Here is a 24,683-nt window from a genome sequence, read left to right on the forward strand (position 1 = left end):
TAGCGGGCCAGGTTCTTGGCCTTGCGCTCCAGATGGCGCGGATTGGGAATCTTCTCGCCCGTGGACAGGACGGCGAAGTCGCTCACGCCGAGGTCGACCCCGATCTGGCCGGTAGCGGGCAGCGGCTCGGGTCTGGTTTCGGCCTCCACCGCCAAGGAGGCGTACCAGCGGCCGTCGCTGTCGCGGGAGACGGTTACCGTGGTGGGGTTGATCGTGGCGGGGTCGACCTCGGGCCAGGACCACACGAACGCGATCGGGCCGTCCATCTTGGCCAGCCACAGTTCCCGGTCCTGAAGAACCGGGCTTCCTCAGGAGGACCCGGTGAGGCACATCCCTCACCGCGTCCGGAAATATCCGGATGCGACCTCAGGTTGGGCCCAGCATGAGCGAGGACATCATCCGCGGGCTGCCGCGTGGGACGGCCGAGGTGCCGCTGTCGATCCTGGAGCTCGCGACCGTCGGCGAGGGCTCCACACCGACCGAGGCGCTGCGCGACGCCACCGAACTGGCCCGGCGGGCCGAGGAGTGGGGCTACCACCGCATCTGGGTCGCCGAGCACCACGGAATGCCCGGAGTGGCCAGTTCCTCCCCGGCCGTGCTCATCGCGCACCTCGCGGCGGCGACCCGGTCGATCCGGATCGGCTCCGGCGGCGTGATGCTGCCCAACCACGCCCCGCTGGTGATCGCCGAGCAGTTCGGCACGCTGCACGCGCTGCACCCCGGCCGCATCGACCTCGGCCTCGGCCGCGCCCCCGGCACCGACATGGCCACGGCGAACGCCCTGCGCCGCTCGGCCGAGGTGGACCCCGACGAGTTCCCCCAGCAGGTGGCCGAGCTGACCGGCTTCCTCGACGCCTCCTTCCCGCCCGGCCATCCGTACGAGAAGATCCGGGCCGTGCCGGGCGGCGCAGACTCGGCGGGCACGGGCCGGCCGCCGATCTGGCTGCTCGGCTCCAGCGGGTTCAGCGCCAGGCTGGCCGGGCTGCTCGGGCTGCCGTTCGCCTTCGCCCATCACTTCAGCGCCGCCAACACCGAGCCCGCGCTCGACCTCTACCGCTCCTCGTTCCGGCCCTCGGAGGTGCTCGACCGGCCGTACGCGCTGATCGGGGTGGCGGCCGTCGCGGCCGACACCGACGAGGAGGCGCTGCGCCAGACCATGCCGGGCGCGTTGTCGTGGCTGCGCCTGCGCTACGGGCGGCCCGGCCGCACGCCCACCGTCGAGGAGGCGGAGGCGTACCCGTACACCCCGATGGAGCGGGAGTTCGTCCGCGAGCGGCTGTCGACGGTGGTGCACGGCGACCCGCAGACCGTGCGGGACGGGCTGGAGGAGCTGCGCAAGCGCACCGGGGCCGACGAGCTGATGATCACCACCCAGGTCCACGGCGGCGCGGCGCGCCTGCGCTCCTACGAGCTGATCGCCAAGGCGTACGGGATGATCTAGCCGCGCAGGAACGCGACGACGGCGAGCACACGGCGATGGGCGTCCTCGTCGGGAGGCAGGTCGAGCTTGGTGAGGATGTTCCCGATGTGCTTGCCGACGACGGCCTCCGACACCACCAGCGCGCGGGCGATCGCGGCGTGCGGGCTCGGCGCGGGCTCGGCGTCCATGATCCGCAACCGCCGGCGTTCGAGCGCGCCAGCCATACCTCCACGGGTGGGCCGGGGCGGCTGGTGGGCGCGGATCCCGCACCGGTCTGATGGGCCGCATGAACGAGACAGTGCAGCTGAACGACACAGTCCAGCAGGTGTCCGATCTGAGGGCGTTCGCGGGTGTGGCGCTGCGCCGGCAGGGCGTCGTGGGAGCCGTGGCCCCGAGCTCGCGCTCGCTCGCGCGGGCCCTCACCGCCGTCGTCCCGACGACCGGCCCCGCCGTGATCGTGGAGCTCGGCCCGGGCACCGGCGCGATCAGCGAGGCCATCAGGGAACGGCTCGCCCCCGGTTCCCGCCAGCTCGCCGTCGAGATCGACCCGGGGATGGTGGCGCACCTGCGACGCGCCCGGCCCTGGCTGAATGTGCTCCAGGGCGACGCGGCCCGCCTCGGCGCGCTCCTGGACGAACAGGCAGTCTCCCGGGTCGACGCCGTGGTCAGCACACTGCCGTGGACGCTCTTCCCCGAGGACGTGCAGGAGCCGATCCTCGGGGAGGTCGGGCGGGTGCTGCGCCCGACGGGGGCGTTCACCACGGTGACCTATCTGCCCGCGGTGCCGCTGGCTCGGGCGCGGCGTTTCCGGCGGCGCCTGCGCGCCGCCTTCGACGAGGTGCTCACGACCGGGCCGGTCTGGCGCAACGTGCCGCCCGGCCTGGCGTACGTGTGCCGGAGGCCGGTGGGCCGTGGCTGAGCCGCTCGGCCGGCGTCCCCGCGCACCCGGGGTTCCAGGAGAATTCCGGAGACCGCGAACCTCGGCGGCCCGCCGGACATCCAAAACAACGAGACCGGAGGGGAGGGGCCCCTCCGGGGTTATCCGGCGAAAGGAAGCACCATGATCCTACGGGGGATCCGCAACGGCGCCCTGACCCTGTCCGCGGCGGCGCTGCTGACCGTCGCCGCCGCCGCTCAGGCCGGTGCCGTGTCCGCCGCCCCGGCGTCCGTGAGCGCCGCGAGCTGCGCGCGCGTCAACCACTCGTCCGGCTACGTCACCCAGACCGTGAAGGTGACCAACAACTGCGGCTACACCGTCTCCTTCTCCGTCCGGCGCGTGGGGCCCGACAGCCCCTGCTACATCGTCCGGCCCGGTCACTACCGGACGTACAAGTGGGGCAACGGGCTGAACTACCAGGGCATCAGGTGGAACTGCTCCTGATCCGCGCGTCGCGGACGCCCGCCTGAGCGGGCGTCCGCCCGGAACGACAACGGTCGTTCTCACCGGGGGGCGAGGGCCTCCAGGGCCTCCTCCGCGCGGCGCATGGAGTCTCGGGGGTCGGCCTCGGGATTGCCGATCTCCGGGTCGAAGTTGAGGTCGTGGAAGACATCGGTCACGCCCTTGGCCGCGAGCGCCTCGACGTCCTGCCTGATCTTGTCGTACGACCCGGTCAGCGGGCCCTCGTCCCCCGGGCGGACGCGGGTGACGCCGCGGACGACGAACCGCAGCGCGTCGGGGTCGCGGCCCGCCCGCCGGGCCGCCTCCTTCACGATGGCGATCTGCTGGTCGATCGTGTCCAGATCGGCGCGGCTGGAGCTGATCCAGCCGTCGGCGATCCGCCCGGCCCGCTCCAGCGCCACCCGGGCCGTGCCGCCGAGCATCACCGGCGGCGGCGTGGCCGGCTTGGGGTCCTGGTGGGAGGGCGGCACCTCGTAGAACTCGCCCTTGTGCTCGACGACGTCCTCGGTCCACAGCCGCCGCAGCAGGCCGACGTACTCCTCGCCGCGCCTGCCCCGCCGTTCCATCGGGACGCCGGAGGCGGCGAACTCCTCGGGCAGCCAGCCGAGCCCCAGGCCCACGTCGAGCCTGCCGCCGGACACCTCCTGCAGGGAGGCGAGCTGCTTGGCCATCAGGACCGGGGAGACGAAGGGCAGATTGAGCACGGCCACCCCGAGCCGTACCCGCTCGGTGACGCCCGCGAGGTACGCGAGCGCGACGACGGGGTCGTGCACGCTCCGGTAGACCGGGCCCATCGGGTGGCCGACGGGATAGAGCAGACGCTGGAACGTCCACACCCCGTGGTAGCCGAGTTCGTCCGCGCGGCGCGCGATCCGCCTCATGTTCTCCGGTGTCGCCCACGAGCCCGACACCGGCACAGAAAACCCAATCCTCATAAGGGCACTTTAGGGTGTCCCCGTGATCGAGGAACTGGCGCGGCTGGCGCGCCGCGACGGGCCGGTGACGGTGCTCAAGCAGACCCGCGTGCTCGTGGTCAGGGCCGGGGACGTCGTCGTCAAGGCCCATCCCCCGGGCACCGACGAACACGCCCTGCGCGCCCGCCTCGACGCCGCCGGGAACCTGCCCGGCGTCATGCTGCCTCCCCTCGGCCTCGAACGGCTGGACGGCAGGCTCGTCACGATCTGGCCCGCCGGCGAGCCGCTCACCATGGCCGACGTCGACGCGGGGACGACGCCGTGGGAGGAGGGCGGCCGGCTGCTCGCCCTGCTGCACGCCCGGCGGGCGCCCGCGGGGCTGCCGCCCGCCGGGGGACCTTCACGGTTGCCCAGGGCCATGGCCGACCTGGCGGCGGCCGGCGTCCCGGATCAGGTCGCCGCGCCCATCCGGGCGGCGTACGCGACGCTGCCGCAGGTCAGGGAGGGCGGCGCGCTGACGCACGGCGACTGGCACCTCGGCCAGATCGTCCGGCACGACGGGGCCTGGCTGCTGATCGACCCGGACGACCTGGGTCCGGGCGACCCCGCGTGGGACCTCGCCCGCCCGGCCGCGTGGTACGCCGCCGGCCTGCTCGACCCCCGGGACTGGGAACGCTTCCTCACCGCCTACCTCGCGGCCGGCGGGACCGCCGTCTCCGCCGGCGACCCGTGGCGGGAACTCGACGGCCGGCCCGGGCGTGACCGTCCAACTGGCCGCGACGGCGGTGGCCACGGCGGCGCGGGCGGGGGGAACCGCCCGACGACGCCGCCGAGGCCCTGGTGTCCGCCTGTGTGAGGATCGTCGCGGCCACGGAGGCCGAGACCTGACCGAGGGAGAGTTCGTCACATGGAGTGCCCCAAGTGCCGTGGCCGGATGCGGACGTTCGACCGCAACGGGGTCCACATCGAGCAGTGTGACAACTGCCGGGGGATTTTCCTCGACTACGGCGAGCTGGAGACGCTGACCCGGATGGAGTCCCAGTGGGCTCAGCAGCACTACGCTCCCCCGCCGCCGGCGCACGGTGGGCCCGCCTGGGGCGGCCACCACGGGGGCCACTACGGCCACCGGCGCAACAGCTGGGTCGGCATGCTGTTCTCCAGCTGAGTCCTTCCCAGAGGCTTCGGACGGAGGCCGCGGCCCGGATCCGGGCCGCGGCCTCTGCCGTGTCCGGTCATGCCGGGAAGGCGTCCGGGTCCACCTCGCTCGTGGTGGCGTTCCCGCCGAACACCGCGTCGAGGGTGAGCGTCCAGTCCTTCCAGCTCACGCCGCCGCCCGAGTAGAGGGTCCGGAACGTCAGCGGGTCGTCGAACTTGGAGAAGCCGCAGTTCCTGCTGAAGGCGCGGCTGCTCCTGTCGTAGTCCACGCCGGTGGTGAAGTAGACGCGGTAGGTGCCGTCCTTGATGTTCGCGACCTTCGTGCTCGACCGCTTGCGCACGTAGAAGCTGACCGCCTTGCGCCCTCCGCGCACGAGCGTCACCACGCCGTCCTGCGCGCCGCCGTTCTGCACGGTCAGGCTGCTCCGGCCGCCCCGGATCGCCGACAGCAGCATCGTGCCGTTGCCGAGGCGGCGGGCGCGCTGGGCCGGCGGCTTGATCTGGACCACCGGATAGTCTCCGGCCTTCGCCAGGTCGCCTCCGGACGCCCTGAGGGCCTTGAACTCGCCCGACCGGCCGAGCCTGGCCAGCACGGCCGTCCCGTTGCACAGGGCGTGCGACGTCACGTCCTCGTCCAGCGCGCCGAGCCTGCCGTTCAGGCCGCGCAGCGCCGCGACGTAGTCGGCGTGCTCGGGGGCGACGTCAGCGGGAGGCCCGCAGCCCCCCCGAGCCGCTCCAGCGCGGATTCCAGGGCGCTTTCCGCCCGGCCGATGCGCTGGTGAAGCGACCGGAAGGTACGCGCCTTGGCGATGGCGGCGAGCGTCGTGCGGGCGGGGCGGCCGGCGGCGTCGAGCGCGCTCCGGTACGCCTCCGGGGTCAGCGCCGGCGGGCCGGAGGAGGCGGACGGCGCCGCCTCATCGCCGGAGGCGGCCTTTCCCGATCCACCGGACGACGCCGTGCAGGCCGCGAGCGTGACGGACGCGGCCAGCACGGCGACGGCGGCGGCTGGGACAGTGCGCGAGAAGGTCCGGGGGGAGATCACGCGAAACACTGTCAGCCGGTGAGCGGGCGCTGTCAATTCACGCTGACGACGTCACCCCCTCAGGGCCCAGGGTGAGCCACCGGGTGATGCCGATCGACTCCAGGAACGGCAGGTCGTGGGAGGCCACCACGAGCGCTCCCCGATAGGCCGACAGCGCCTGCGCGAGCTGGCGCACGCTGGCCAGGTCGAGGTTGTTGGTCGGCTCGTCCAGCAGCAGGAGCCGCGGCGCGGGCTCGGCCAGCAGCAGCGAGGCCAGCACGGCGCGGAACCGTTCGCCTCCCGAGAGCGTGCCGGCCGGGCGTTCGGCCCGTGCGCCCCGGAACAGGAACCGGGCGAGCCCGGCCCTGACGGCGTTGACCGACGCCGCGGGCGCGACCGCCCGCACGTTGTCGACCAGGCTGAGCGCGTCGTCGAGCACGTCGAGCCGCTGCGGCAGGTAACGCACCGGGACGCCTCGGCGGACCGAGCCCTCGCCCGGCGGGATCTCGCCCAGGATCGTGCGCAGCAGCGTCGTCTTGCCCGAGCCGTTCGGCCCCAGCAGGGCGATCCGCTCCGGGCCGCGGACGATCAGGTCGCCGATCGGCCCGGCGCGTGCGCAGGCCGTCCAGTTCGAGCACGGTGCGCCCGGCCGGCACCTCGGTGGCGGGCAGCTCCACCCGGATCTCGGCGTCGTCGCGCACCGCCTCCTCCGCCTCGGCCAGCCGCTCGCGGGCGGCCGCCACCTTCTCCTCGTGCATGAGCCGGTGCTTGCCCGCCGAGACCTGGGCCTGGCGCTTGCGCTCCTGCATGATGATCTTGGGCTCGCGCTTCTGCTCGTACATCTTGTTGCCGTAGCGCACCCGCCGGGCCAGCTTCGTGTGCGCCTCGGCCAGCTCGCGCCGCTGACGGCGCAGGTCGCCCTCGGCCGCGCGGACCATCCGCTCGGCGGCCTCCCGCTCGACCGCGAGCACCTCTTCGTACTCGCTGAGCGTGCCGCCGAACGTACGGCGGGCGGGCAGGTCGGCGATCTGGTCCACGAGGTCGAGCAGCGTGCGGTCGTGGCTGACGACGACCAGCGTCCTCGTCCACGACGAGACGGCGTCGTACAGGCGCCGCCGCGCGTCGAGGTCGAGGTTGTTGGTCGGCTCGTCGAGCAGCAGCACGTCGGGCTCGGCGAGGAAGCGTGCGGCGAGGCCGACCATGACGGTCTCGCCGCCCGAGAGCGTCGCGACCGTCCGGTCGAGGTCCACGCCGGTCAGCCCGAGGCGGTCGAGCTCGGCCCGGGCGCGCTCCTCGACGTCCCAGATCACCGCGTCGTAGTTCGCCTCGCTCAGGTCGCCCCGCTCGATCGCGTGCAGCGCCTCCCGGGCGGGCGTGATCCCCAGCAGGTCCGACACTGTACGGCTCGCGCCGAGCGGGAGGTTCTGCGGCAGGTAACCCAGCCGCCCGGTGACCGACACCGATCCGCTCGTCGGGGTCAGCTCTCCGGCGATCAGCTTGAGCAGCGTGGACTTGCCGCTGCCGTTGACGCCGATGAGCCCGGTCCGGCCGGCACCGAACGTGAAGTCGAGCTTCTCGAAGACGGGCGTCCCGTCGGACCAGGAAAACGACAGATCCGTACAGACAATGGAATGAGACATGAGGCGGCTCCGGGTATCCCCAAGGGCGAAATGGTGAACAAACGCATGGAGACACCGCGGGCACGGGCCGCGAGGCGAGGGTCTGCCTGAGGTCGCTGCGCCGGACCACCGATGGCGGCCGTGGGCGCGGTGTCGGGACCTCAGAGCTCCAAGTGACCCTCCAGGGTGCGGCGGCAGGACGTCCGTCACGATAACGGGGAGCCGAGATGGGACGCCACCGAATTAATCCACCCCCGCCGGGGGCGTCACCTCAGCCGCCCCTGAAGGTGACAAAAGTCCTACCCCGCTCCAGGAGTTCGGGACCTTGTCGGTAAGGTGAACCTGCCCTAACTTAGGTAAGGCTTACCGAGCGTCCGGAGGACGATGTGTTCGCGAGTTACCTCATCGGCCTTCGCGAGGGCCTTGAGGCCACTCTTGTGGTCTCCATCCTCGTGGCCTTCCTCGTCAAGAGCGGCCGCCGCGAACGGCTGCCCATGGTCTGGGCCGGTGTCGGCGCGGCCGTCCTCCTCTCCGTCGCGTTCGGCGCGCTGCTGACCTTCACTGCGGCCCACCTCGCCACCCAGCAGCAGGAGATGTTCGACGCCGTGACGTCCCTGGCGGCGACCGTCTTCGTCACCTTCATGATCTTCTGGATGCGCACGGCGGCCCGCAAGATGTCGGGCGAGTTGCGCGAGAAGATGGGCGCGGCCCTGGAACTGGGGGCCACCGCCGTGGTCGTGGTGGCGTTCCTGTCGGTCGCCCGCGAGGGACTGGAGACCGCCCTGCTGTGGTTCGCCGCCGTCCAGGGCGCGACCAGCAGCGCGAGCCCGCTGATCGGCATCACGCTCGGGCTGCTCACCTCGGTCGCGCTGGGCTGGGGGCTGTACCGCAGCGCCCTGCGGATCAACCTCACCAAGTTCTTCACCTGGACGGGCCTGCTGCTGGTCCTGGTCGCCGCCGGGATCTTCAAGTACGGCGTGCACGACCTGCAGGAGTCGGGGCTGGTGCCCGGCCTGAACACCCACGCCTTCGACATCAGCGGCGTGCTCGACCCGAGCGCCTGGTACTCGACGCTGCTGAGCGGGATGTTCAACATCACCCCGCAGCCCAGCGTGCTGGAGGCCGTCGCCTGGGTCGCCTACCTGGTTCCCGTCCTCGTCCTGTTCCTGCGGCCCGCGGCCAAGACGCCGGCGAGCCCCGCTTCCAAGTCTCCCCAGCCCGCTTCCTGACCGGAGTCCACCGACATGCGCACCCCCATCGTCCTGGCCGCCGCGGCGCTGGCCCTCGCCGGTCTCACCGCCTGCTCGTCCACGGGCTCCGGCACCACGACCGAGGCGGCCGCGACCGGCGACGGGAAGATCACCGTGGCCGCCACCGACACCGAGTGCAAGGTGGCGAAGTCCGACCTGGCCGCCGGCACCTCGACCTTCTCGATCACCAACAACGGCACGAAGGTCACCGAGTTCTACGTGTACGCGGCGGGCGACCGGGTCATGGGCGAGGTCGAGAACATCGTGCCCGGCCTGACCCGCGAGGTCGTGGTGGAGCTCCCCCCGGGCGTGTACGAGACCGCCTGCAAGCCCGGGATGACCGGCAAGGGCATCCGCGGCCCCCTCAAGGTCAGCGGCGAGCACAAGCCTCTCACCGGCGACGCCAAGCTCGCCGAGGCCGTGGCCAGCTACAAGCGCTACATCAAGAGCCAGTCCGACACCCTGCTCGACAAGACCAAGGAGTTCACCGAGGCGGTCAAGGCCGGCGACGTGGCCAAGGCCAAGGAGCTCTACCCGGTCGCCCGCACCTACTGGGAGCGGATCGAGCCGGTCGCCGAGGTCTTCGGCGACCTCGACCCGGCCATCGACGCGCGGGAGAACGACGTGGCCGACGGCGAGGAGTGGACCGGCTTCCACCGCATCGAGAAGGACCTGTGGGTCAAGAAGGACGTCGGCGGCGACGGCCCGATCGCCGACAAGCTGATGACCGACGTGAACACGATCGTGACGAAGTCCGCGACGGTCGAGCTCTCCCCCGTGCAGCTCGCCAACGGCGCCAAGGGGCTGCTCGACGAGGTCGCCACCGGCAAGATCACCGGTGAGGAGGACCGCTACTCGCACACGGACCTGTGGGACTTCGACGCCAACCTGCAGGGCTCGAAGGCCGCCGTCCAGGCGCTGCGGCCGGTGCTCGAGGAGCGCGACGCCGAGCTGGTGAAGACGCTCGACGCGAAGTTCGCCGACGCCGAGAACGCCCTCGCCGCCCACCGCAGCGGCGACGGCTGGAAGCTGCACACGGACCTGTCCAAGGACGACCTCAAGGCGCTGTCCGACGCGATCAACGCCCTGGCCGAGCCGATCAGCAAGGTGGCCTCGGTGGTGGCCCGATGAGTGAAGGCATCAGCCGCAGGCGGCTGTTCGGCCTCGGCGCGGCGAGCGTGGCCGCCGTCGGGGCAGGCGCCGTCGTCACCCGGTCGTTCGCGGAGGAGCCGGTCGCCCACGCGGCCTCCAGCTCCGACCCCGTGCCCTTCTACGGCCCGCACCAGGCGGGCGTCACCACGCCCGCCCAGGACCGGCTGCACTTCGTGGCGTTCGACGTGATCACGAAGAAGAAGGCCGAACTGGTGGAGCTGCTCCAGGAGTGGACCGCCGCCGCGGCCCGGATGACCCAGGGCAAGGACGCCGGCACGTTCGGCGCCGTGGGCGGGGCGCCCGAGGCGCCGCCGGACGACACCGGCGAGGCGCTCGGCCTGCCCCCCTCCGGCCTGACGCTGACCGTCGGCTTCGGCCCGTCGCTGTTCGACGAGCGGTTCGGCCTCGCCGACCGCAGGCCGCCCGCGCTGGCCGACCTGCCCGCCTTCCCCGGCGAGGACCTGCAGCCCGGGATCTCCGGCGGGGACATCTGCGTGCAGGCGTGCGCGCACGACCCGCAGGTGGCGGTGCACGCCATCCGCAACCTCGCCAGGATCGGCTTCGGCAAGGTCTCCGTCCGCTACTCGCAGCTCGGGTTCGGGCGCACCTCGTCCACCTCGCGGGCGCAGGCGACGCCGCGCAACCTCATGGGCTTCAAGGACGGCACCAACAACCTCAAGCTCGAGGACACCGCCATGCTGCGCGACCACCTGTGGGCCGCGTCCGGCGACGGCCCGGCCTGGATGGACGGCGGCACCTACCTGGTGACCCGCAAGATCCGGATGCACATCGAGACCTGGGACCGTGCCCCGCTGGCCGAGCAGGAGGCCATCTTCGGCCGCGACAAGGGCAAGGGAGCGCCGCTCACCGGGCACGGGGAGTTCGATGCGCCGGACTTCGCCAAGAAGGGCCCGGACGGCACGCCGGTGATCGCCGACAACGCGCACGTACGGCTCGCGCACCCCGACGCCCACGGCGGCGCGCGGCTGCTGCGGCGCGGCTACAACTACGTGGACGGCTCCGACGGCCTCGGGCGGCTCGACGCCGGTCTGTTCTTCATGGCCTACCAGCGTGACCCCCGCAAGCAGTTCGTCCCCATCCAGCGGATGCTGTCCCAGAAGGACGCGCTGAACGAGTACATCAAGCACGTCTCCAGCGGCCTGTTCGCCTGCCCGCCCGGGGTGGTCGACGGCGGCGACTACTGGGGCCGCACGCTGTTCGCCTGACACCTCCGCCTTATCCGCGACAAACCGGGACGTGTATAGTCCCGGTTATGCGGATGGGCGAGGGCGTCGAGTGGGGGCTGCACTGCTGCGTGACGCTGGGCTGGCTCGACGACCAGGCCCCCGTGTCGATCCGCCGCCTGGCCGCCTGGTTCGACCTGCCGCAGGAGTACCTGAAGAAGCGGCTGCAGCCACTCGCCCGCGCCGGGATCCTCACCTCCACCCCCGGCGTCCGGGGTGGCTGGTCGCTCGCCCGCCCACCCGAGCGGATCACGGTGATGGACGTCGTCACCGCCGTGGAGGGGCCGCTCGAGGCGTTCCGCTGCACGGAGATCCGCAAGCGCGGAGTGAGCGGGCGTGACGCCGGCGCCGAGTTCGACCGGCCCTGCGGCATCTCCAGCCTGATGCGCCGGGCCGAGCTGGCATGGCGGCGCGAACTGGCCGGACGTACGATCGCCGACCTGATGGAGCAGGCCCCCGCGGGCGCGGCGCGGACCCGCCGCAACTACGGCCGCATGACCGACTGATTTCCCACCACTTTGGCACGGAGCATTCTCATGGACAAAACAGGGACGTTGAATGTCCCGGTTAGCGCGCGCGAGGCCGCACCGCGTGGGCTCGGCTCGACCCTCGTGTTGGCCCTCGGGACGTTCGCCGTCGGGACCGACGCGTACGTGGTGGCCGGGTTCCTGCCCGCGATGGCGCACTCGCTGCACGTGACGGAGAGCACCGCCGGGCAGTCGGCGACGGCGTTCGCCATCGCCTACGCCGTGCTGTCGCCCGTCCTGGCCACCACGCTGGCCCGGATGCCGCGCCGCGCCCTGCTGGTCGGCGCCCTGGCCGTGCTCGCCCTGGCCAACCTCGCCTCGGCGCTGGCGCCGAGCTTCGCCGTGCTGATGATCACGCGGGTCCTGGCCGCGTCCGGAGCCGCGGCGTTCACCCCGAACGCGGGCGCGGTGGCCGCGTCGCTGGTCGCGCCCGCGCAGCGGGCCCGGGCGCTGGCCGTGGTGATCGGCGGACTCACCGTCGCCACCGCCCTCGGCGTGCCCCTCGGCAACCTGGCCGGGAAGATCCTCGACTGGCGCGCGGCGCTCGGCCTGGTCGCGGCGCTGTGCGCGGTCTGCGCGCTGGGCGTGTTCGCCGCGATGCCCGCGTTGCCCGGCAACCCGCGCATCCCGCTGCGGGAACGGCTAGCGGCGCTGCGGCAGCCCGGGGTGGTCGCGGTGCTGCCGCTGACCGTGCTCGGCCTGGCCGCCAGCTATGGGCTCTACGCCTTCGCCGTTCCCGTCATGCGCGCGCTCGGGGCCGGAGCGCGCGCCGAGACCTGGCTGCTGTTCCTGTACGGCGTCGGCGCGGTCGCGGGCAACCTGGTGGCGGGCGCCATGGTGGACCGGCACGGGCCCATCCCCGTGCAGACCGCCGGGTTCTCCCTGCTGACCGCGACGCTGGCCGTCTCCGCCTGGGCGGCCTGGGCGGGCGCGCACTGGCTGCCGCTGACCGCCGTGCTGATGGCGGCCTGGGGCGCGGCGACCTGGTTCCAGACCCCGGCGCAGCAGGTCCGGCTGATCAACGCCGCGCCCCGGGAGACCGCCGTGGTCGTCGGACTGAACTCCTCTGCCCTGTACGCCGGGATCGGCCTCGGCACGGCGCTGGGCGGCACGCTGCTTCCGGTCGGCCCGCCCGTGGCGCTCGCCGTCTGCGCGGGGCTTGCCCTGATGTGCCTGCCCTACCTGGCCGCCACCCGCCGGTACCGCTGATCACAACCGCGACTCGTACACCGCCCTGGCCTTCTCGATCAGGTCGAGGTGGTCGCGCAACTGGGCCCGGGTCCGCAGGCGGGCCCGGACCCTGACCAGCTCGTCGAGCAGGTCGAGCCACCGCAGGCACCAGCGCACGTCCTCCTCCCTGGCCACGTGCCGCCCCCGCACGTCCAGGTAGACCGGGCTGGTGTGGGCGTAGGCGCGCCCGCGCGGGGAGCGCGCATGGGGGCCGCCGCGGACCACGGCGACCACGTAGGTGGCGTCCGCCGCGGACAGCGACGCGGTGATCTCGTGGCCGGGCCCCTCGGCGAGCACGCCGGCCGCCGTCCTGATCTCGATGTGCTCCACCTCAGGCCCGACGCCCGCGCCCGGATCGCGACCGTCTCGCCCCCCTCCAGGTCGAGCGTCTCCCCCGGACCCAGGCCGTCCACCGTGAGCTCCAGCCAGGGGCCGGTGGTGGCGAACGTGCGGCCCCGCCGTACGGCCTCGGCGAACGACTCGGCGCTGAGCGGCCCGTCCACGCGCGCGTAGACGCGCTCCCAGCCCGGCGGGCTGGAGACCGTGTCCTGGCGGGTGAACGACAGCATGGTGTCGGTCCCGGCGAGCGCGGCCAGCCGGTTGCCCGCCCCGACCAGCCTCCGGTAGACCTCGGCGGTCCCCGGCGCGGACGACAGGTCGCTGAAGTGCAGCACCTCCACCCCGTCGACCAGGCCGAGCGCGGCGTCCACCACCAGGGCGCGGCCGGTGCAGTTCCTGGTCCCGTTCGCGGCCACGTCCTCGGGGGAGGAGACCGGGCCGTGGAAGGGGTGGGCGTACCCGAGCACCGCGCGCGGCTCCCGCAGGTCGCCGCAGACCGCCGCGTTGGGCGGCCAGTCGGCGTCCGCGCCGAAGCCCGTGTGGTAGACGGCGGGCGGCGCGGCCACCCCGAAGACGTGGACGTGCCCGAACAGGTCGTTGCGATACTCCACGCCCATCCGGGCCACGTGCCCGGCGTCCGACCACGGCAGGTCGCGCCCGGCCCAGTGCTGGAGCGCCTCCCGGTCGTAGACCCGGTCGCCCGCGACGTTCCCGGCGACGAGGTTGAGCACGTGCAGGTCCTCGCCGAGCTGCGCGGCGGCCGCCTCCGCAGGGACGGCGACCAGGTCGCCCGCCCAGTTCATGTGGACATGCAGGTCGGCGCCGTACCAGCCGCGGGCGGCGGCGTCGTACAGCCGCTGCGGCGCGAGCCCGACCAGCGTCTCCTCCCCCGTCCTGGGGACGACCGTCGTCTCGGCGACGCCGTACTCCATGCCGCGCGAGACCCGGATCGTGACCGGCTCGCAGGGCACGGCGAGCACGATGTCGTCGCCGTGGAAGAACGGCCTGTCGTCGTTGTCGCGCCGTTCCGGCACCCCCTCCGGATACCACCCCTGGCCGTCCGCCGACGTGACGCTCCACCGGCACGGGAAGCCCGCGCGCAACCGCAGTCGCGCGGCCGACGCGGGCCGGGCCAGCCCCGACAGGTCCACCGGCTCGCCGTCCACCGTGAGCACGGTCGCGGTCGTCACGTCGAGGAGCTTGGCCCGCCCGCCACGATCCCGTACGGCACGCCGTCGGCGGTCACCTCCACCGGGTGCGGCAGCGCGGAGTCGACCAGCAGGATGACGGGCACCGGCCCCGGCGACAGCAGCGGCCGGGCCGGACCGTGCTCCAGGCGGTGCTTCAGCCGGTGACCGTCCATGGTCAGCCGCAGCGCCACCAGGCCCCGGGGGACCTCGCCGTCCAGCGTGTCGCGGAACTCCGCGTCGAGGTCCGGCGTGATGCTCATCCGGTCGGCCTCCTGCGGAAACCGGAGGAACGGCATCATCCGGACGTATCCCAGCGGCGGCTCACCCCAGGTGATCCCGTGTGCGGACAGTAACGCGCGATACTCCCGCAGAGCGCGCTCCACCTGCGGTGGCATCATCGGATCGTGGTTCATCGCACCTCCCCGTAATCGAAAGCGGCCACATGGTGGCACGGTTTCGACTGGGGAAAACGTGCAACAGTGCATTCCCGGTCACACGGGTAGCGATCTTTCTCACCCGGGAGGAAAGGTGATCCCCCGGGTGTCATGAGAGGCGTCCGCCTGGTCTTCGGCGGGCAGGAAGGCCGCCAGGATGCGGTCGGCGGCCAGCGCCGGGGTGAGGGTGCCGTCGAGGACCTGCCGTTCGATCTCCGGCGCGATCTCCCCGGTGGCGTCGCGGAGCATGGCCAGCAGTCGCTCCCTGACCAGCGCCCACGTCCACTCGACCTGCTGGCGGCTGCGCCTGGCGGCGAGGTCCGCGCCCTCCTGGTGGCGCACGACGTGCGCCCACAGCTCCTCCAGCCCGGCGCCGGTTAGGCCGCTGCAGGTCAGCACGGGCGTGGCCGAGCGCAGCAGCCGCAGCGCCCCGGACAGCTCCCGCGCCGCCTTGCGCGCGGCCATCTCGTGCTCGCCGTCGGCCTTGTTGACCGCGATGACGTCGGCCAGCTCCAGCACGCCCTTCTTGATGCCCTGGAGCTGGTCACCGGTGCGGGCGAGGGTGAGCAGGAGGAAGGTGTCGACCATGTCGGCGACCGCGGTCTCCGACTGGCCGACCCCGACCGTCTCGACGAGCACGATGTCGTAGCCCGCCGCCTCCACGACGACGATGGCCTCCCGGGTGGCCTTCGCCACGCCGCCGAGCGTCCCGGCCGTTGGGGACGGCCGGATGAAGGCGTTGGGATCGGCCGACAGCCTGGCCATCCGGGTCTTGTCCCCCAGGATGCTGCCGCCCGAGCGTCGCGACGAGGGGTCCACGGCCAGCACGGCCACCCGGTGACCCTGCCCGGTGAGATGGGTGCCGAGCGCCTCGATGAAGGTCGACTTGCCGACCCCGGGCACCCCGGACACACCCACCCTGCGGGCCTTGCCGGCGTGCGGGGTGAGCTCGACCAGCAGCCGCTGCGCCATCTCCCGATGGTCGGCCCTGGTCGACTCCACCAGCGTGATCGCCCGGGCGGTCCACCGCCGGTCGCCCGACAGCACGCCCTTGACGTAGTCCTCGATCACCGATGCGATCACCTGTGACCCAGCCGGGCGGACAGCTCGCGCAGCAGTTCCAGGGCGGCGTCGGCGATCACCGTGCCGGGCAGGAAGATCGCCGAGGCGCCCGCGGCCCGCAGCTCCGCGACGTCGCCCGGCGGGATCACGCCGCCGACGACGATCATGATGTCCTCCGCGCCGAGGTCGGCGAGCGCCTGCCGCAGCGCGGGCACCAGCGTCATGTGCCCGGCCGCCAGCGAGGAGACCCCGACCACGTGCACGTCGGCCTCGACGGCCTGCCGGGCGACCTCCTCGGGCGTCTGGAACAGCGGGCCGACGTCGACGTCGAAGCCGAGGTCGGCGAAGCCGCTCGCGATCACCTTCTGGCCCCGGTCGTGGCCGTCCTGGCCCATCTTCGCGACGAGGATCCGGGGCCGGCGGCCCTCCGCCTTCTCGAACTGCGCGCACGCCTCCCGGACCCGGTCCGCGGCGCCGCCCACCTCCGCGCGGTACACGCCCGATATCGTACGGATCTGCGCGGCGTGCCGTCCGAAGACCTTCTCCAGCGCGTCGGAGATCTCCCCGACCGTGGCCTTGGCCCTGGCGGCGTTCACCGCGAGCTCCAGCAGGTTCTCCCCGCCGGCCGCACCCTTCGTCAGCGCCTCCAGCGCCTCGTTGACGGCGTCGGCCGAGCGCTCCTCCCGCAGCCTGCGGAGCTTGTCGATCTGCTGGTTACGCACGGCCGTGTTGTCGACCTTGAGCACCTCGATCGGCTCGTCGGCCTCGGGGCGGTACTTGTTGACGCCGATCACCGGCTGCCTGCCGGAGTCGATGCGGGCCTGGGTGCGGGCCGCCGCCTCCTCGATGCGCATCTTGGGCAGCCCCTGGTCGATGGCCCGGGCCATGCCGCCGGCCCGCTCGACCTCCTGGATGTGGCCCCAGGCCGCCCGCGCCAGTTCCCGGGTCAGCCGCTCGACGTAGTAGGAGCCGCCCCACGGGTCGATCACCCGGCAGGTGCCCGACTCCTGCTGGAGCAGAAGCTGGGTGTTGCGGGCGATCCGCGCCGAGAAGTCGGTCGGCAGCGCGAGCGCCTCGTCCAGGGCGTTGGTGTGCAGCGACTGGGTGTGCCCCTGGGTGGCCGCCATCGCCTCGACGCAGGTCCGTACGACGTTGTTGAACACGTCCTGCGCGGTCAGCGACCATCCGGAGGTCTGGCTGTGCGTGCGCAGCGACAGCGACTTGGGATTGCGCGGGCCGAAGCCCTTGACCAGGCGGGCCCACAGCAGCCGGGCGGCGCGGAGCTTGGCGACCTCCATGAAGAAGTTCATGCCGATGCACCAGAAGAACGACAGGCGCGGCGCGAACGCGTCGATGTCGAGCCCGGCCTGCATCCCGGCGCGCAGGTACTCCAGCCCGTCGGCCAGCGTGTAGGCGAGCTCCAGGTCGCAGGTGGCCCCGGCCTCCTGGATGTGGTAGCCGGAGATCGAGATGGAGTTGAACTTCGGCATCTTCTTGGAGGTGTACTCGAAGATGTCGGAGATGATCCGCATCGACGGGTCCGGCGGGTAGATGTAGGTGTTGCGGACCATGAACTCCTTGAGGATGTCGTTCTGGATGGTCCCCGCCAGCTTGTCGGGCGTGACGCCCTGCTCCTCGGCCGCGACGATGTAGAGCGCCAGGATCGGCAGCACCGCGCCGTTCATCGTCATCGACACGCTCATCCGGTCGAGCGGGATCCCGTCGAACAACTGCCGCATGTCGTAGATCGAGTCGATCGCCACGCCCGCCATGCCGACGTCGCCGGCGACACGGGGGTGGTCGGAGTCGTAGCCCCGGTGGGTGGCGAGGTCGAAGGCGACCGACAGGCCCTTCTGCCCGGCCGCCAGGTTGCGCCGGTAGAACGCGTTGGACTCCTCGGCCGTGGAGAACCCGGCGTACTGCCGGATGGTCCACGGCTGGGTGACGTACATCGTCGGGTAGGGGCCGCGCAGGAAGGGCGCGACGCCCGGGTAGGTCTCGAGGGACGGTCCGTCCTCCAGGTCGGCCGCCGTGTAGAACGGCTTGACCGCGATGCCCTCGGGCGTCTCCCAGGCCGGGCCGCCGGGGATGTCCGCCGCCGCGGCGCCCGACCCCAGGTCAATCTCCGAGAAATCCGGAATCATCGGCTCACTCCCAGATCGTCGAACGTCGCGCGAAGCACCCCGAGCGCGTCGCACCCGGCGTACAGGATGGCGTCCACGCCCTCATACTCCCCCTTCCCGGCCAGCCAGACCTTGCGCGCCCCGGCCTCCCGCAACGCCGCGGCGACCGCCGCGGCGTGCTCGCCGTAGAGCCGGTCGCTGGAGCACAGGCAGGCCACGGGGGTGCCGCAGTCGCGGAAGGCCGCGGCGATGGCGGCCGGGTCGGTGCCCGGGCCGCTGGTGACGGTCGCGACGCCGCCCGCCGCGAACAGGTTGGCGGCGAAGGTCGCCCTCGCGGTGTGCGCGGCGACCGGCCCGATCGTGGCGAGGAACACCGTGGGCCGGCTCGGCTGGGCGTCGGCGAGGTCGCGCAGCGCCTCGAAGTCCTCGGCGTAGCGCATCACCGGCAGTCCCCCACCGGACACACTGGCGGAGGTCGCGGCGAGCCCGGGGCCGGGCCGCCGGGACACCGGCCTCTCCTTCAGGTCGGGGAACTCGCTGACCCCGGTGATCGGGTCGCGGCGGTGGGCGAGGTTGTCCGCGCGCCTGGCCCTGGTCGCCGCCAGCCGCTCGGGGACCAGCCGCTCCAGTGCGGCGGCCATGCCGCCGGCCCGCTCGATCTCCCGGAACCACTCCCAGGCCCGGGCGGCGAGGTCTTCGGTGAGCCGTTCCACGTACCACGAGCCGCCGGCCGGGTCGGCCACCCGGGCGACGTTCGCCTCCTCCACCAGCAGCGACTGGGTGTTGCGGGCGATGCGCCGGGCGAACGCGTCGGGCAGCCCGAGGCAGGCGTCGAACGGCTGGACGGTCACCGCGTCCGCCCCGCCCACCCCGGCCGCGAAGCAGGCCACGGTCGTGCGCAGCATGTTCACCCAGGGATCCCTGACGGTCATCATCGCCGACGAGGTGACCGCGTGCTGAAGCTGCCTGCCGGGGTCTCCCGCCACCCCTGTGACCTCGGCGACCCGCGCCCACAGCCGCCGGGCGGCCCGGAGCTTGGCGATGGTGAGGAACTGGTCGGCGGTCGCGGCGTAGCGGAACTCGAGCTGTCCGAACGCCTGCTCGGCCGTCAGGCCCGCGCCGGTCAGCGCCCGCAGGTAGGCGACGCCGGTCGCGACCGAGCAGCCGAGCTCCTCGGCGTCGGCGCCGCCCGCGTCGTGGTAGGGCAGGGCGTCGACGGTGATCGCCCGCAGCCCGGGGTGCCCCGCCGCGCAGCGGCGGGCGAGCGCCACGGCGACGCCGGTGTCCACGGTCACGCCGGTGCGGGCGGCCAGCCCGATCGGGTCGGCGCCCAGGTTGCCCCCGGGCAGCGCCGCCCCCTCGGCCATCCCATCTGCCAGGCGCAGGAACGCCTCCGCCGCTTCCGCCGTACGAGGGCCGGCGTCGAGGACGACCGGAGCGAGGTCGAGCAGGACGCCGTCGAGCACGGCCGGCAGCGCGGCCGGGTCGATCGCGTTCAGGTCGAGCCACAGGGATGTGACGCCGTTCTCCAGGTCGGCCTGGATCGCCTCCCGGGTCGCGGCCGGATCGGGGTCGGCGTGCCGCTGACGCAGGTCCCATGCGCCCGGGCCGCGCACCGCGCGCGCCGTTCCCGGCGCGGCCGGCAGGTCGGCGGCGTCGTACAGCGGGGCGACCGCCACCCCGTCGTAGGTCGTGGTGGTCAGGGCGGCCTCGGCCTCGTCCGGCGAACCGTCCCAGCCGGATTTGCGCAGCACCTCGGCCGCGAGCGTCCTCCACTGCTCCCGCGTGGCCTGCGGGAACCCCGCTGCGGGATCGGCGAGATCGTCGAGTTCAACAGGCGGCACCGTCATGAACCGGATGCTAAATGCAGCGGCTTAAGTCCGGGGCCGCGGGGTCCCGGTCTGTGGACAACGCAGCCCGGGGCGCGGCCGTGATCTTCCTCAGTATTGTGATCCCGGTCATGGACGGGAGGGCTGGGACGATGGACGCGGACGGGGCCGGGGCGTCGCTGGGCAGCGGCTACGTGTTGCTGGACGAGATAGGCGCCGGGGCGATGGGAACCGTATGGCGGGCGCGGCACCGGGAAACCGGGGAGACGGTGGCGGTGAAGCTGCTGCGCGAGGGCCTCGGCGACGACCAGGACCTGGTGCTGCGGTTCGTGCAGGAACGCAACGTGATGCGGGCGCTGCGTCACCCCAACATCGTCGCCATCCGCGACTTCGTCGTCGAGGGCCGGCGTCTCGCCCTGGTGATGGACCTCGTCGAAGGGCGGAACCTCCGCACCCTCCTCCAGCGGCGCGGCACGCTGCCCCCGGCCGAGGCGGCCGCGCTGCTCGGCCAGGTGGCCGACGGCGTGGGGGCCGCCCACGCCGAGGGCGTCGTGCACCGGGACATCAAGCCGGGGAACATCCTCGTCGAGGAGAACACCGGCCGGGTCCGGCTCACCGACTTCGGTGTGGCCCGCATTCTGCACGGACCGGGTCTCACCCAGACCACCTCGATCATCGGCACGCCCACGTACCTGGCTCCGGAAGTGGCCGAGGGAGGCACCCCCACGACGGCGGTGGACGTGTACGCGATCGGGCTGATCCTCTACGAACTGCTCGCCGGGCGCCCTCCGTTCGTCGCCGACCACCCGATGGTGGTGCTGCGGCGGCACGCGACGGCCGTGCCCCGGCGGCTGCCCGGGATGCCGGACGCCCTGTGGCGGGTCGTCTCGGCCTGCGTCGCGAAGGATCCCGCCAGGCGCCCGGGCGCGGCGGAGGTGGCGGCGGCGCTGCGGGCCGCGGCGCCGTCGCTCACCGGCCTGCCCGCCCTCCCGGCGATCGCGTGGTCGGATCCGCCGTCGGCCACCTCGGAAACCGTTCCCCCGGCGGAGCCGGGGCTCGCAGATCCCACAGCAGATCCCACAGCAGATCCAGCAACAGGTCCCGCAGCAGCTCCCGGCACCCCGCCCTCGGGCGAGGCGACCGGGGCGTCGAAGCGGGGCCGGCGATCGCGGCGGCGCCCGGTCGTCGTCGTCACGAGCGCCACGGCCCTGGCGCTCACCGCGTCGGTCCTGGCCGTCCTGTCCCCGTGGCGGTCGGGGGCGAGCGACGGAGCCGGCGTTACGACGGCACCGAAGGCGGCGGCGCCGCACGCAACCCCCGCCTCCACTCCGTCCGTGCGTAGGAAGACGAAGCCGACGCCGTCACCGGCCGCCGAGCCGTCGCATCGGCCCACCCGTGAAGGGGCGCCGCGCACCCCCCGGGCGGCGGTCTCCACGACGCCGGCCCGGCCGCGCCCGTCGACGTCGGCCGCACAGCAGGCCGCCACGTCTCCCCGGCCCCGGCGGCCGGAGGCCCGGGCGACCGGCGATGGCGGCGCGGACGAGGCCACGCGCGCCCGTCAGAGCCCCGAGTGGCGATGCCGGTCCTGGATCTCGGTCGGCGCCAGCACGGGCACGGAGATGTCGCCCTGCTTCGCCATGGTGGGCGACGTGTTCTATCTCATGGGCCGGATCAGGGGGGACCGCTCCGTGCGGTCCGACATCCACATCCAGTTGTACGACAGCACCGCGAACGTGAACGTCTCGCAGCCCTTCATCTGCTCGGGCGTCTCCCCTTCGAGCGATGGCGCGACCGTCACCTGCGGTCCGTTCACCGCCACGGCTCCGCGCACCGGAGGCGAGCACAACGTCCGGCAGCGCTGGAGGAAGACGGGCGCGCCGGCCTTCGGTGGCGGCGCGGAGAGCCCCGGCGTCACCTGGTGACGTCTCGGGCTCCCTAAGACGTGGCGAAGGCGGCGTTCCAGGTGTCGGGGCCGACGACGCCGTCCACGTCGAGGTGCCGGTCCTTCTGGAATCTGCGGCACACGTCCTGGGAGTCCGGCCCGTACGCCCCGTCCACGACGATGTCGTAGCCGAGCTCCTTCATCCGGGCCTGCCAGGTGCGCACGTCGTCGCCGCGCATCACGGGCGGATACCTGAGCAGGCGGCCGGGCCACTTCTGCGTGGGCTGCGGTTCCGGCTCCGGTTCGGGGTCGGGCTGCGGCTGGGTGGTGCCGGGACGCGGCGCGCCCTTCTTGATCCAGGCGTACAGCGGGTCGCCGGGGCAGTCGGTGGAGTAGCCGTCGCGGTGGCCCTTGATCTCCTTGCCCGCGCCGCCCTTGGCGCGCAGGTACTCCACCGCGTCCAGGATCGCGTGCAGGATGCCGTCGGTCGGCTGGACCAGGCCGGCGTTGCCGACGAGACCGAGCACGGCGTAGTGACCGGAGTTCAGGCCGGGGCCGTTGGCGGCCGGCAGGTGTCCGGGCCCGCGCCCGACGAACACCTTCCGATGCGGACAAGCCACCATCGAATAACCGATGTCGATCCAGCCGTTGCCGTCGATGTGGAAGTCCTGGATCGACTTCACCATGGCCACGCACTTGGCGTGGTCGGTGACGATGCCCGGGTCCACCCGGCCGCCGGTGTAGTGGACCTTCACGCCCCGGGTGGAGGACAGCGACGAGTACGAGCCCCTGGGTGGACGCGCGCCCCATTCAGCGCGGGACACGAGATCGATGGCCACAGTGCTCTCCGTTGAAAACCGTACGACTGGACACCGAGCGTAGCGGTAACGCCCCAGCAGGTACTGCTTTTTGCCCATAAGAAACTACTTAAACGGCAAGCAAACTGAATTGCCTCATAAATCCGTTCGACAGAGCGAGTCGTACGTCGAGATCATCACAATATGTCCGTAGTCAAGGAGGTCGACTTCTCTCCTCACTCCACGCCCCCGCCGTCGGTGCCGATGCGGATCTGGCTCGACGACACCGACAGCCCGGCCGACGTCATCGACGCCATGGCGCTGTCGCCGTTCGCCACCGGCGAGCAGCCCTGGTCCCGCACCACCAGCCTCGGCAGGGTACGCGCCGACGCCCCGCTGACCGCCGAGGGCGGCCGGCTGCTGCGCGTCGCCCAGCACACCGACGGGTACGAGACCCGGCTGATCGCGGGCGAGGGATGGACGCTTCGGGTGGTCCGCAACGCGAACCGGTCGGCGACGCTCACCGCCACGGCCGTGAGCGAGGAACTGGCCGGGTCCGTCCTGGAGCAGGCGACCAGGAACGCGGAGGAGGCGGCTCCCGACGCCGACCACGTGCGGATGGGCTTCTGGTGGCGGTCGAGCCACGGGCCGCACCGCTCCGCCAAGCCCATCACGACCTCCTCCTGGCGGGAGATCAGGAGGAACTACCCCACGGCCGCCGCAGGTCGCCTGGACGCCCTCATGGCGACCACCGCGGCCGATGTGACGGGCCGGCTGGTCCTCCTGCACGGCCCGCCCGGCACCGGCAAGACGACGCTGCTGCGCACGCTCGCGCGCGAGTGGGCGTCCTGGTGCCAGGTCGACTGCGTGCTCGACCCCGAGTTGCTGTTCAACGACCCGGGCTACCTCATGGACGTCGCCGTCGGCTGGGACGGCCCGGGCGAGGACGAGGAGCCGCGCTGGCGGCTGCTCGTCCTGGAGGACTGCGACGAACTGATCCGCGCCGAGGCCAAGCAGTCGACGGGGCAGGGCCTGTCACGCCTGCTCAACCTGACCGACGGGCTGCTCGGCCAGGGCAGGGACGTGCTCGTGGCCATCACGACCAACGAGGATCTCAGCAGGCTCCATCCGGCCGTCGTACGGCCCGGGCGGTGCCTGGCGCAGATCGAGGTCGGCCGGTTCGACGCCGGGCAGGCGGCCGAGTGGCTGGGCCGCGCCGAAGGCGCCGGTCCTGGCGGTGCCACGCTGGCCGAGCTGTTCGCCCTGCGGGACGGCCGCCCGGCCGTCGCCGCCGAACCCGCCCCCGCCACCGGCCTCTACCTCTGACCCTGCCTCTGATCTCCCTACTTCTGGCTCTGGGGGAGGCCGAGGACCAGGTCGGCGACCTCACGCGGCCGGGACAGGAACGGGTGGTGGCCCGCGTCGATCTCCACCACCGGCCCGCCCGCGCGGCCTGGGCGCGCTGCACGGCCGGCGGTGTCCCGTTGTCACGGGCGCAGACGAGGTAGGTGGAGGCGATCTCCTTCCAGGCGGCGGCGCCGACCGGCCGCACGGTGACGGCGGCGCTCTGCCGCACCAGGCGGTCGTGCGCCCCCGCGACGGCCTCCTCGTCGCAGTCCTGCAGGAAGGTCCGCGTCGCCGTCTCCGGGCGGACCCCGAACGTCCCGTCCGTCCCGAAGTCGAGATAGGGCGCAGGGGCGCCGTCCCCGAAGGACGCCAGGCTCTCTCCCGGCTCCGGCAGGAAGCTCGTCACGAACAGCAGGTGGCGCACCTCCGGCAGCCCCGCAGCGGCCTCGGCCGTGACGACGCCCCCGTAGCTGTGCGCCACCACCACGACGGGCCCGGCCAGGGACTCGAGGTGCGCGCGGACCGCGCCGACGTCGTCGGGTAGGGACGGCCCGTCGGCACCGGGCCGCAGCCCGGTCTCCCCGCAGCTCGGCAGCGGCGGCGCGCTGCTGGTCACCCCCGCGGTTTCGAGGAGGGCGGCGGCCCGGTGCCACCACCACTTCCCGTCCCGTACGCAGGCTCCGTGGACGAACACGACATGCACGACGGTTCCCCTTTCGCGAGGCGGCGCGTGGGCACGCCTACCGATC

Annotated in this window: 22 protein-coding genes and 3 pseudogenes; 12 read left to right on the forward strand and 13 right to left on the reverse strand. The window is 72.9% G+C overall.

Features of this window, described 5'->3' with window-relative positions:
• The coding region (locus tag B1L11_RS32685) for a transposase (RefSeq protein ID WP_179155433.1) at positions 1-266 on the reverse strand (266 nt) is incomplete at its 3' end.
• A gap of 116 nt (positions 267-382) precedes the next feature.
• Here B1L11_RS32685 and B1L11_RS32690 point away from each other — a divergent pair.
• Positions 383-1,441 carry an LLM class flavin-dependent oxidoreductase gene (locus tag B1L11_RS32690; protein WP_143737719.1) on the forward strand — a complete coding sequence of 353 codons (1,059 nt, stop codon included), beginning with the start codon at positions 383-385 and terminating at the stop codon, positions 1,439-1,441.
• Here the strand turns inward: B1L11_RS32690 and B1L11_RS32695 are convergent.
• Positions 1,438-1,578 (reverse strand): annotated as a pseudogene (locus tag B1L11_RS32695) (DNA-binding response regulator); the annotation flags it as partial. The gene B1L11_RS32690 and the pseudogene B1L11_RS32695 sit on opposite strands and share 4 nt — an antisense overlap.
• Before the next feature lie 128 nt (positions 1,579-1,706).
• Between B1L11_RS32695 and B1L11_RS32700 the strand changes: the two are divergent.
• Together B1L11_RS32700 and B1L11_RS32705 are read left to right on the forward strand one after the other, a co-directional pair.
• Entirely contained in the window at positions 1,707-2,339 is a 633-nt protein-coding gene (locus B1L11_RS32700; RefSeq protein WP_079319223.1) for a class I SAM-dependent methyltransferase, read from the forward strand.
• A gap of 141 nt (positions 2,340-2,480) precedes the next feature.
• Complete coding sequence (locus tag B1L11_RS32705; protein ID WP_079319224.1) at positions 2,481-2,801, forward strand: hypothetical protein; 321 nt, start codon at positions 2,481-2,483, stop codon at positions 2,799-2,801.
• Positions 2,802-2,860: 59 nt separating this feature from the next.
• On the opposite strand, the gene B1L11_RS32710 is transcribed toward B1L11_RS32705, so the two are convergent.
• Positions 2,861-3,754: a TIGR03619 family F420-dependent LLM class oxidoreductase gene (locus tag B1L11_RS32710; protein WP_079319225.1), complete on the reverse strand. Its 894-nt coding sequence runs from the start codon at positions 3,752-3,754 to the stop codon at positions 2,861-2,863.
• A gap of 22 nt (positions 3,755-3,776) precedes the next feature.
• Here B1L11_RS32710 and B1L11_RS32715 point away from each other — a divergent pair, with 22 nt between their 5' ends.
• Together B1L11_RS32715 and B1L11_RS32720 are read left to right on the forward strand one after the other, a co-directional pair.
• Positions 3,777-4,589 (forward strand): phosphotransferase, encoded by an 813-nt coding sequence (locus B1L11_RS32715; RefSeq protein WP_256863080.1) that lies wholly within the window; start codon positions 3,777-3,779, stop codon positions 4,587-4,589.
• A gap of 51 nt (positions 4,590-4,640) precedes the next feature.
• Positions 4,641-4,898 (forward strand): zf-TFIIB domain-containing protein, encoded by a 258-nt coding sequence (locus B1L11_RS32720; protein ID WP_079319226.1) that lies wholly within the window; start codon positions 4,641-4,643, stop codon positions 4,896-4,898.
• 67 nt (positions 4,899-4,965) lie between these two features.
• On the opposite strand, the gene B1L11_RS32725 is transcribed toward B1L11_RS32720, so the two are convergent.
• The 3 genes and pseudogenes from B1L11_RS32725 to B1L11_RS54265 all read right to left on the reverse strand — a co-directional run bounded on the left by B1L11_RS32725 (position 4,966) and on the right by B1L11_RS54265 (position 7,549).
• Entirely contained in the window at positions 4,966-5,514 is a 549-nt protein-coding gene (locus tag B1L11_RS32725) for a hypothetical protein (protein ID WP_079319227.1), read from the reverse strand.
• 29 nt (positions 5,515-5,543) lie between these two features.
• Positions 5,544-5,930 (reverse strand): hypothetical protein, encoded by a 387-nt coding sequence (locus B1L11_RS32730; protein ID WP_079319228.1) that lies wholly within the window; start codon positions 5,928-5,930, stop codon positions 5,544-5,546.
• Between the two features lie 37 nt (positions 5,931-5,967).
• A pseudogene (locus B1L11_RS54265) lies at positions 5,968-7,549 on the reverse strand (ABC-F family ATP-binding cassette domain-containing protein).
• A 365-nt stretch (positions 7,550-7,914) separates the two neighbouring features.
• On the opposite strand from B1L11_RS54265, the gene efeU reads away from it, so the two are divergent.
• The 5 genes from efeU to B1L11_RS32760 all read left to right on the forward strand — a co-directional run bounded on the left by efeU (position 7,915) and on the right by B1L11_RS32760 (position 12,910).
• Positions 7,915-8,757: an iron uptake transporter permease EfeU gene (efeU, locus tag B1L11_RS32740; protein ID WP_079319229.1), complete on the forward strand. Its 843-nt coding sequence runs from the start codon at positions 7,915-7,917 to the stop codon at positions 8,755-8,757.
• 15 nt (positions 8,758-8,772) lie between these two features.
• On the forward strand, positions 8,773-9,909 hold the full coding sequence (gene efeO / locus B1L11_RS32745; protein ID WP_079319230.1) for an iron uptake system protein EfeO: 1,137 nt from the start codon (positions 8,773-8,775) through the stop codon (positions 9,907-9,909).
• Positions 9,906-11,156, forward strand: coding sequence for an iron uptake transporter deferrochelatase/peroxidase subunit (gene efeB, locus B1L11_RS32750; protein ID WP_079319231.1), 1,251 nt, complete (start codon positions 9,906-9,908; stop codon positions 11,154-11,156). Before efeO ends, efeB begins: the two co-directional genes overlap by 4 nt.
• 47 nt (positions 11,157-11,203) lie before the next feature.
• On the forward strand, positions 11,204-11,680 hold the full coding sequence (locus B1L11_RS32755) for an Rrf2 family transcriptional regulator (RefSeq protein ID WP_079319232.1): 477 nt from the start codon (positions 11,204-11,206) through the stop codon (positions 11,678-11,680).
• Positions 11,681-11,785: 105 nt separating this feature from the next.
• Positions 11,786-12,910, forward strand: a complete 1,125-nt coding sequence (locus tag B1L11_RS32760) for an MFS transporter (RefSeq protein WP_218671469.1) — start codon at positions 11,786-11,788, stop codon at positions 12,908-12,910.
• A 38-nt stretch (positions 12,911-12,948) separates the two neighbouring features.
• Here B1L11_RS32760 and B1L11_RS32765 read toward each other — a convergent pair whose 3' ends face one another.
• The 5 genes from B1L11_RS32765 to B1L11_RS32780 form a co-directional block, all read right to left on the reverse strand.
• Positions 12,949-14,460 (reverse strand): CehA/McbA family metallohydrolase, encoded by a 1,512-nt coding sequence (locus B1L11_RS32765; RefSeq protein WP_256863081.1) that lies wholly within the window; start codon positions 14,458-14,460, stop codon positions 12,949-12,951.
• Positions 14,457-14,873 (reverse strand): hypothetical protein, encoded by a 417-nt coding sequence (locus B1L11_RS52490; protein ID WP_256863082.1) that lies wholly within the window; start codon positions 14,871-14,873, stop codon positions 14,457-14,459. The genes B1L11_RS32765 and B1L11_RS52490 overlap by 4 nt, the downstream gene beginning before the upstream one ends.
• A 99-nt stretch (positions 14,874-14,972) precedes the next feature.
• Entirely contained in the window at positions 14,973-15,962 is a 990-nt protein-coding gene (gene meaB / locus B1L11_RS32770) for a methylmalonyl Co-A mutase-associated GTPase MeaB (RefSeq protein WP_372974753.1), read from the reverse strand.
• Between the two features lie 11 nt (positions 15,963-15,973).
• The gene (gene scpA / locus B1L11_RS32775; RefSeq protein ID WP_079319235.1) at positions 15,974-18,100 is read right to left on the reverse strand and encodes a methylmalonyl-CoA mutase; all 2,127 of its coding nucleotides are present in this window, start codon (positions 18,098-18,100) and stop codon (positions 15,974-15,976) included.
• A complete protein-coding gene (locus tag B1L11_RS32780) occupies positions 18,097-19,929 on the reverse strand; it encodes a methylmalonyl-CoA mutase family protein (protein ID WP_079319236.1) in 1,833 nt (610 codons plus the stop codon). The genes scpA and B1L11_RS32780 overlap by 4 nt, the downstream gene beginning before the upstream one ends.
• A 110-nt stretch (positions 19,930-20,039) precedes the next feature.
• Here B1L11_RS32780 and B1L11_RS32785 point away from each other — a divergent pair, with 110 nt between their 5' ends.
• Positions 20,040-21,830 carry a serine/threonine-protein kinase gene (locus B1L11_RS32785; RefSeq protein WP_179155434.1) on the forward strand — a complete coding sequence of 597 codons (1,791 nt, stop codon included), beginning with the start codon at positions 20,040-20,042 and terminating at the stop codon, positions 21,828-21,830.
• Between the two features lie 13 nt (positions 21,831-21,843).
• Here B1L11_RS32785 and B1L11_RS32790 read toward each other — a convergent pair whose 3' ends face one another.
• Positions 21,844-22,629: an N-acetylmuramoyl-L-alanine amidase gene (locus tag B1L11_RS32790; RefSeq protein ID WP_079319238.1), complete on the reverse strand. Its 786-nt coding sequence runs from the start codon at positions 22,627-22,629 to the stop codon at positions 21,844-21,846.
• Positions 22,630-22,791: 162 nt separating this feature from the next.
• On the opposite strand from B1L11_RS32790, the gene B1L11_RS32795 reads away from it, so the two are divergent.
• Entirely contained in the window at positions 22,792-23,913 is a 1,122-nt protein-coding gene (locus B1L11_RS32795) for a DUF5925 domain-containing protein (RefSeq protein WP_079319239.1), read from the forward strand.
• Between the two features lie 124 nt (positions 23,914-24,037).
• Here the strand turns inward: B1L11_RS32795 and B1L11_RS55405 are convergent.
• Positions 24,038-24,637: pseudogene (locus B1L11_RS55405) on the reverse strand (alpha/beta hydrolase); the annotation flags it as partial.
• Between the last annotated feature and the right edge of the window lie 46 nt (positions 24,638-24,683).

Source organism: Microbispora sp. GKU 823, assembly GCF_002027145.1.
In the GTDB taxonomy this organism is placed as follows: Bacteria; Actinomycetota; Actinomycetes; order Streptosporangiales; family Streptosporangiaceae; genus Microbispora; species Microbispora siamensis.

What these genes read in the sequence shown, in the direction of transcription:
- B1L11_RS32690 (WP_143737719.1), top strand. Translation starts at nt 383, where the DNA reads ATGAGCGAGGACATCATCCGCGGGCTGCCGCGTGGGACGGCCGAGGTG.
- B1L11_RS32700 (WP_079319223.1), top strand. Translation starts at nt 1,707, where the DNA reads ATGAACGAGACAGTGCAGCTGAACGACACAGTCCAGCAGGTGTCCGAT.
- B1L11_RS32705 (WP_079319224.1), top strand. Translation starts at nt 2,481, where the DNA reads ATGATCCTACGGGGGATCCGCAACGGCGCCCTGACCCTGTCCGCGGCG.
- B1L11_RS32710 (WP_079319225.1), bottom strand. Translation starts at nt 3,754, where the DNA reads ATGAGGATTGGGTTTTCTGTGCCGGTGTCGGGCTCGTGGGCGACACCG.
- B1L11_RS32720 (WP_079319226.1), top strand. Translation starts at nt 4,641, where the DNA reads ATGGAGTGCCCCAAGTGCCGTGGCCGGATGCGGACGTTCGACCGCAAC.
- efeO (WP_079319230.1), top strand. Translation starts at nt 8,773, where the DNA reads ATGCGCACCCCCATCGTCCTGGCCGCCGCGGCGCTGGCCCTCGCCGGT.
- efeB (WP_079319231.1), top strand. Translation starts at nt 9,906, where the DNA reads ATGAGTGAAGGCATCAGCCGCAGGCGGCTGTTCGGCCTCGGCGCGGCG.
- B1L11_RS32755 (WP_079319232.1), top strand. Translation starts at nt 11,204, where the DNA reads ATGCGGATGGGCGAGGGCGTCGAGTGGGGGCTGCACTGCTGCGTGACG.
- B1L11_RS52490 (WP_256863082.1), bottom strand. Translation starts at nt 14,873, where the DNA reads ATGAACCACGATCCGATGATGCCACCGCAGGTGGAGCGCGCTCTGCGG.
- scpA (WP_079319235.1), bottom strand. Translation starts at nt 18,100, where the DNA reads ATGATTCCGGATTTCTCGGAGATTGACCTGGGGTCGGGCGCCGCGGCG.
- B1L11_RS32780 (WP_079319236.1), bottom strand. Translation starts at nt 19,929, where the DNA reads ATGACGGTGCCGCCTGTTGAACTCGACGATCTCGCCGATCCCGCAGCG.
- B1L11_RS32785 (WP_179155434.1), top strand. Translation starts at nt 20,040, where the DNA reads ATGGACGGGAGGGCTGGGACGATGGACGCGGACGGGGCCGGGGCGTCG.
- B1L11_RS32795 (WP_079319239.1), top strand. Translation starts at nt 22,792, where the DNA reads ATGTCCGTAGTCAAGGAGGTCGACTTCTCTCCTCACTCCACGCCCCCG.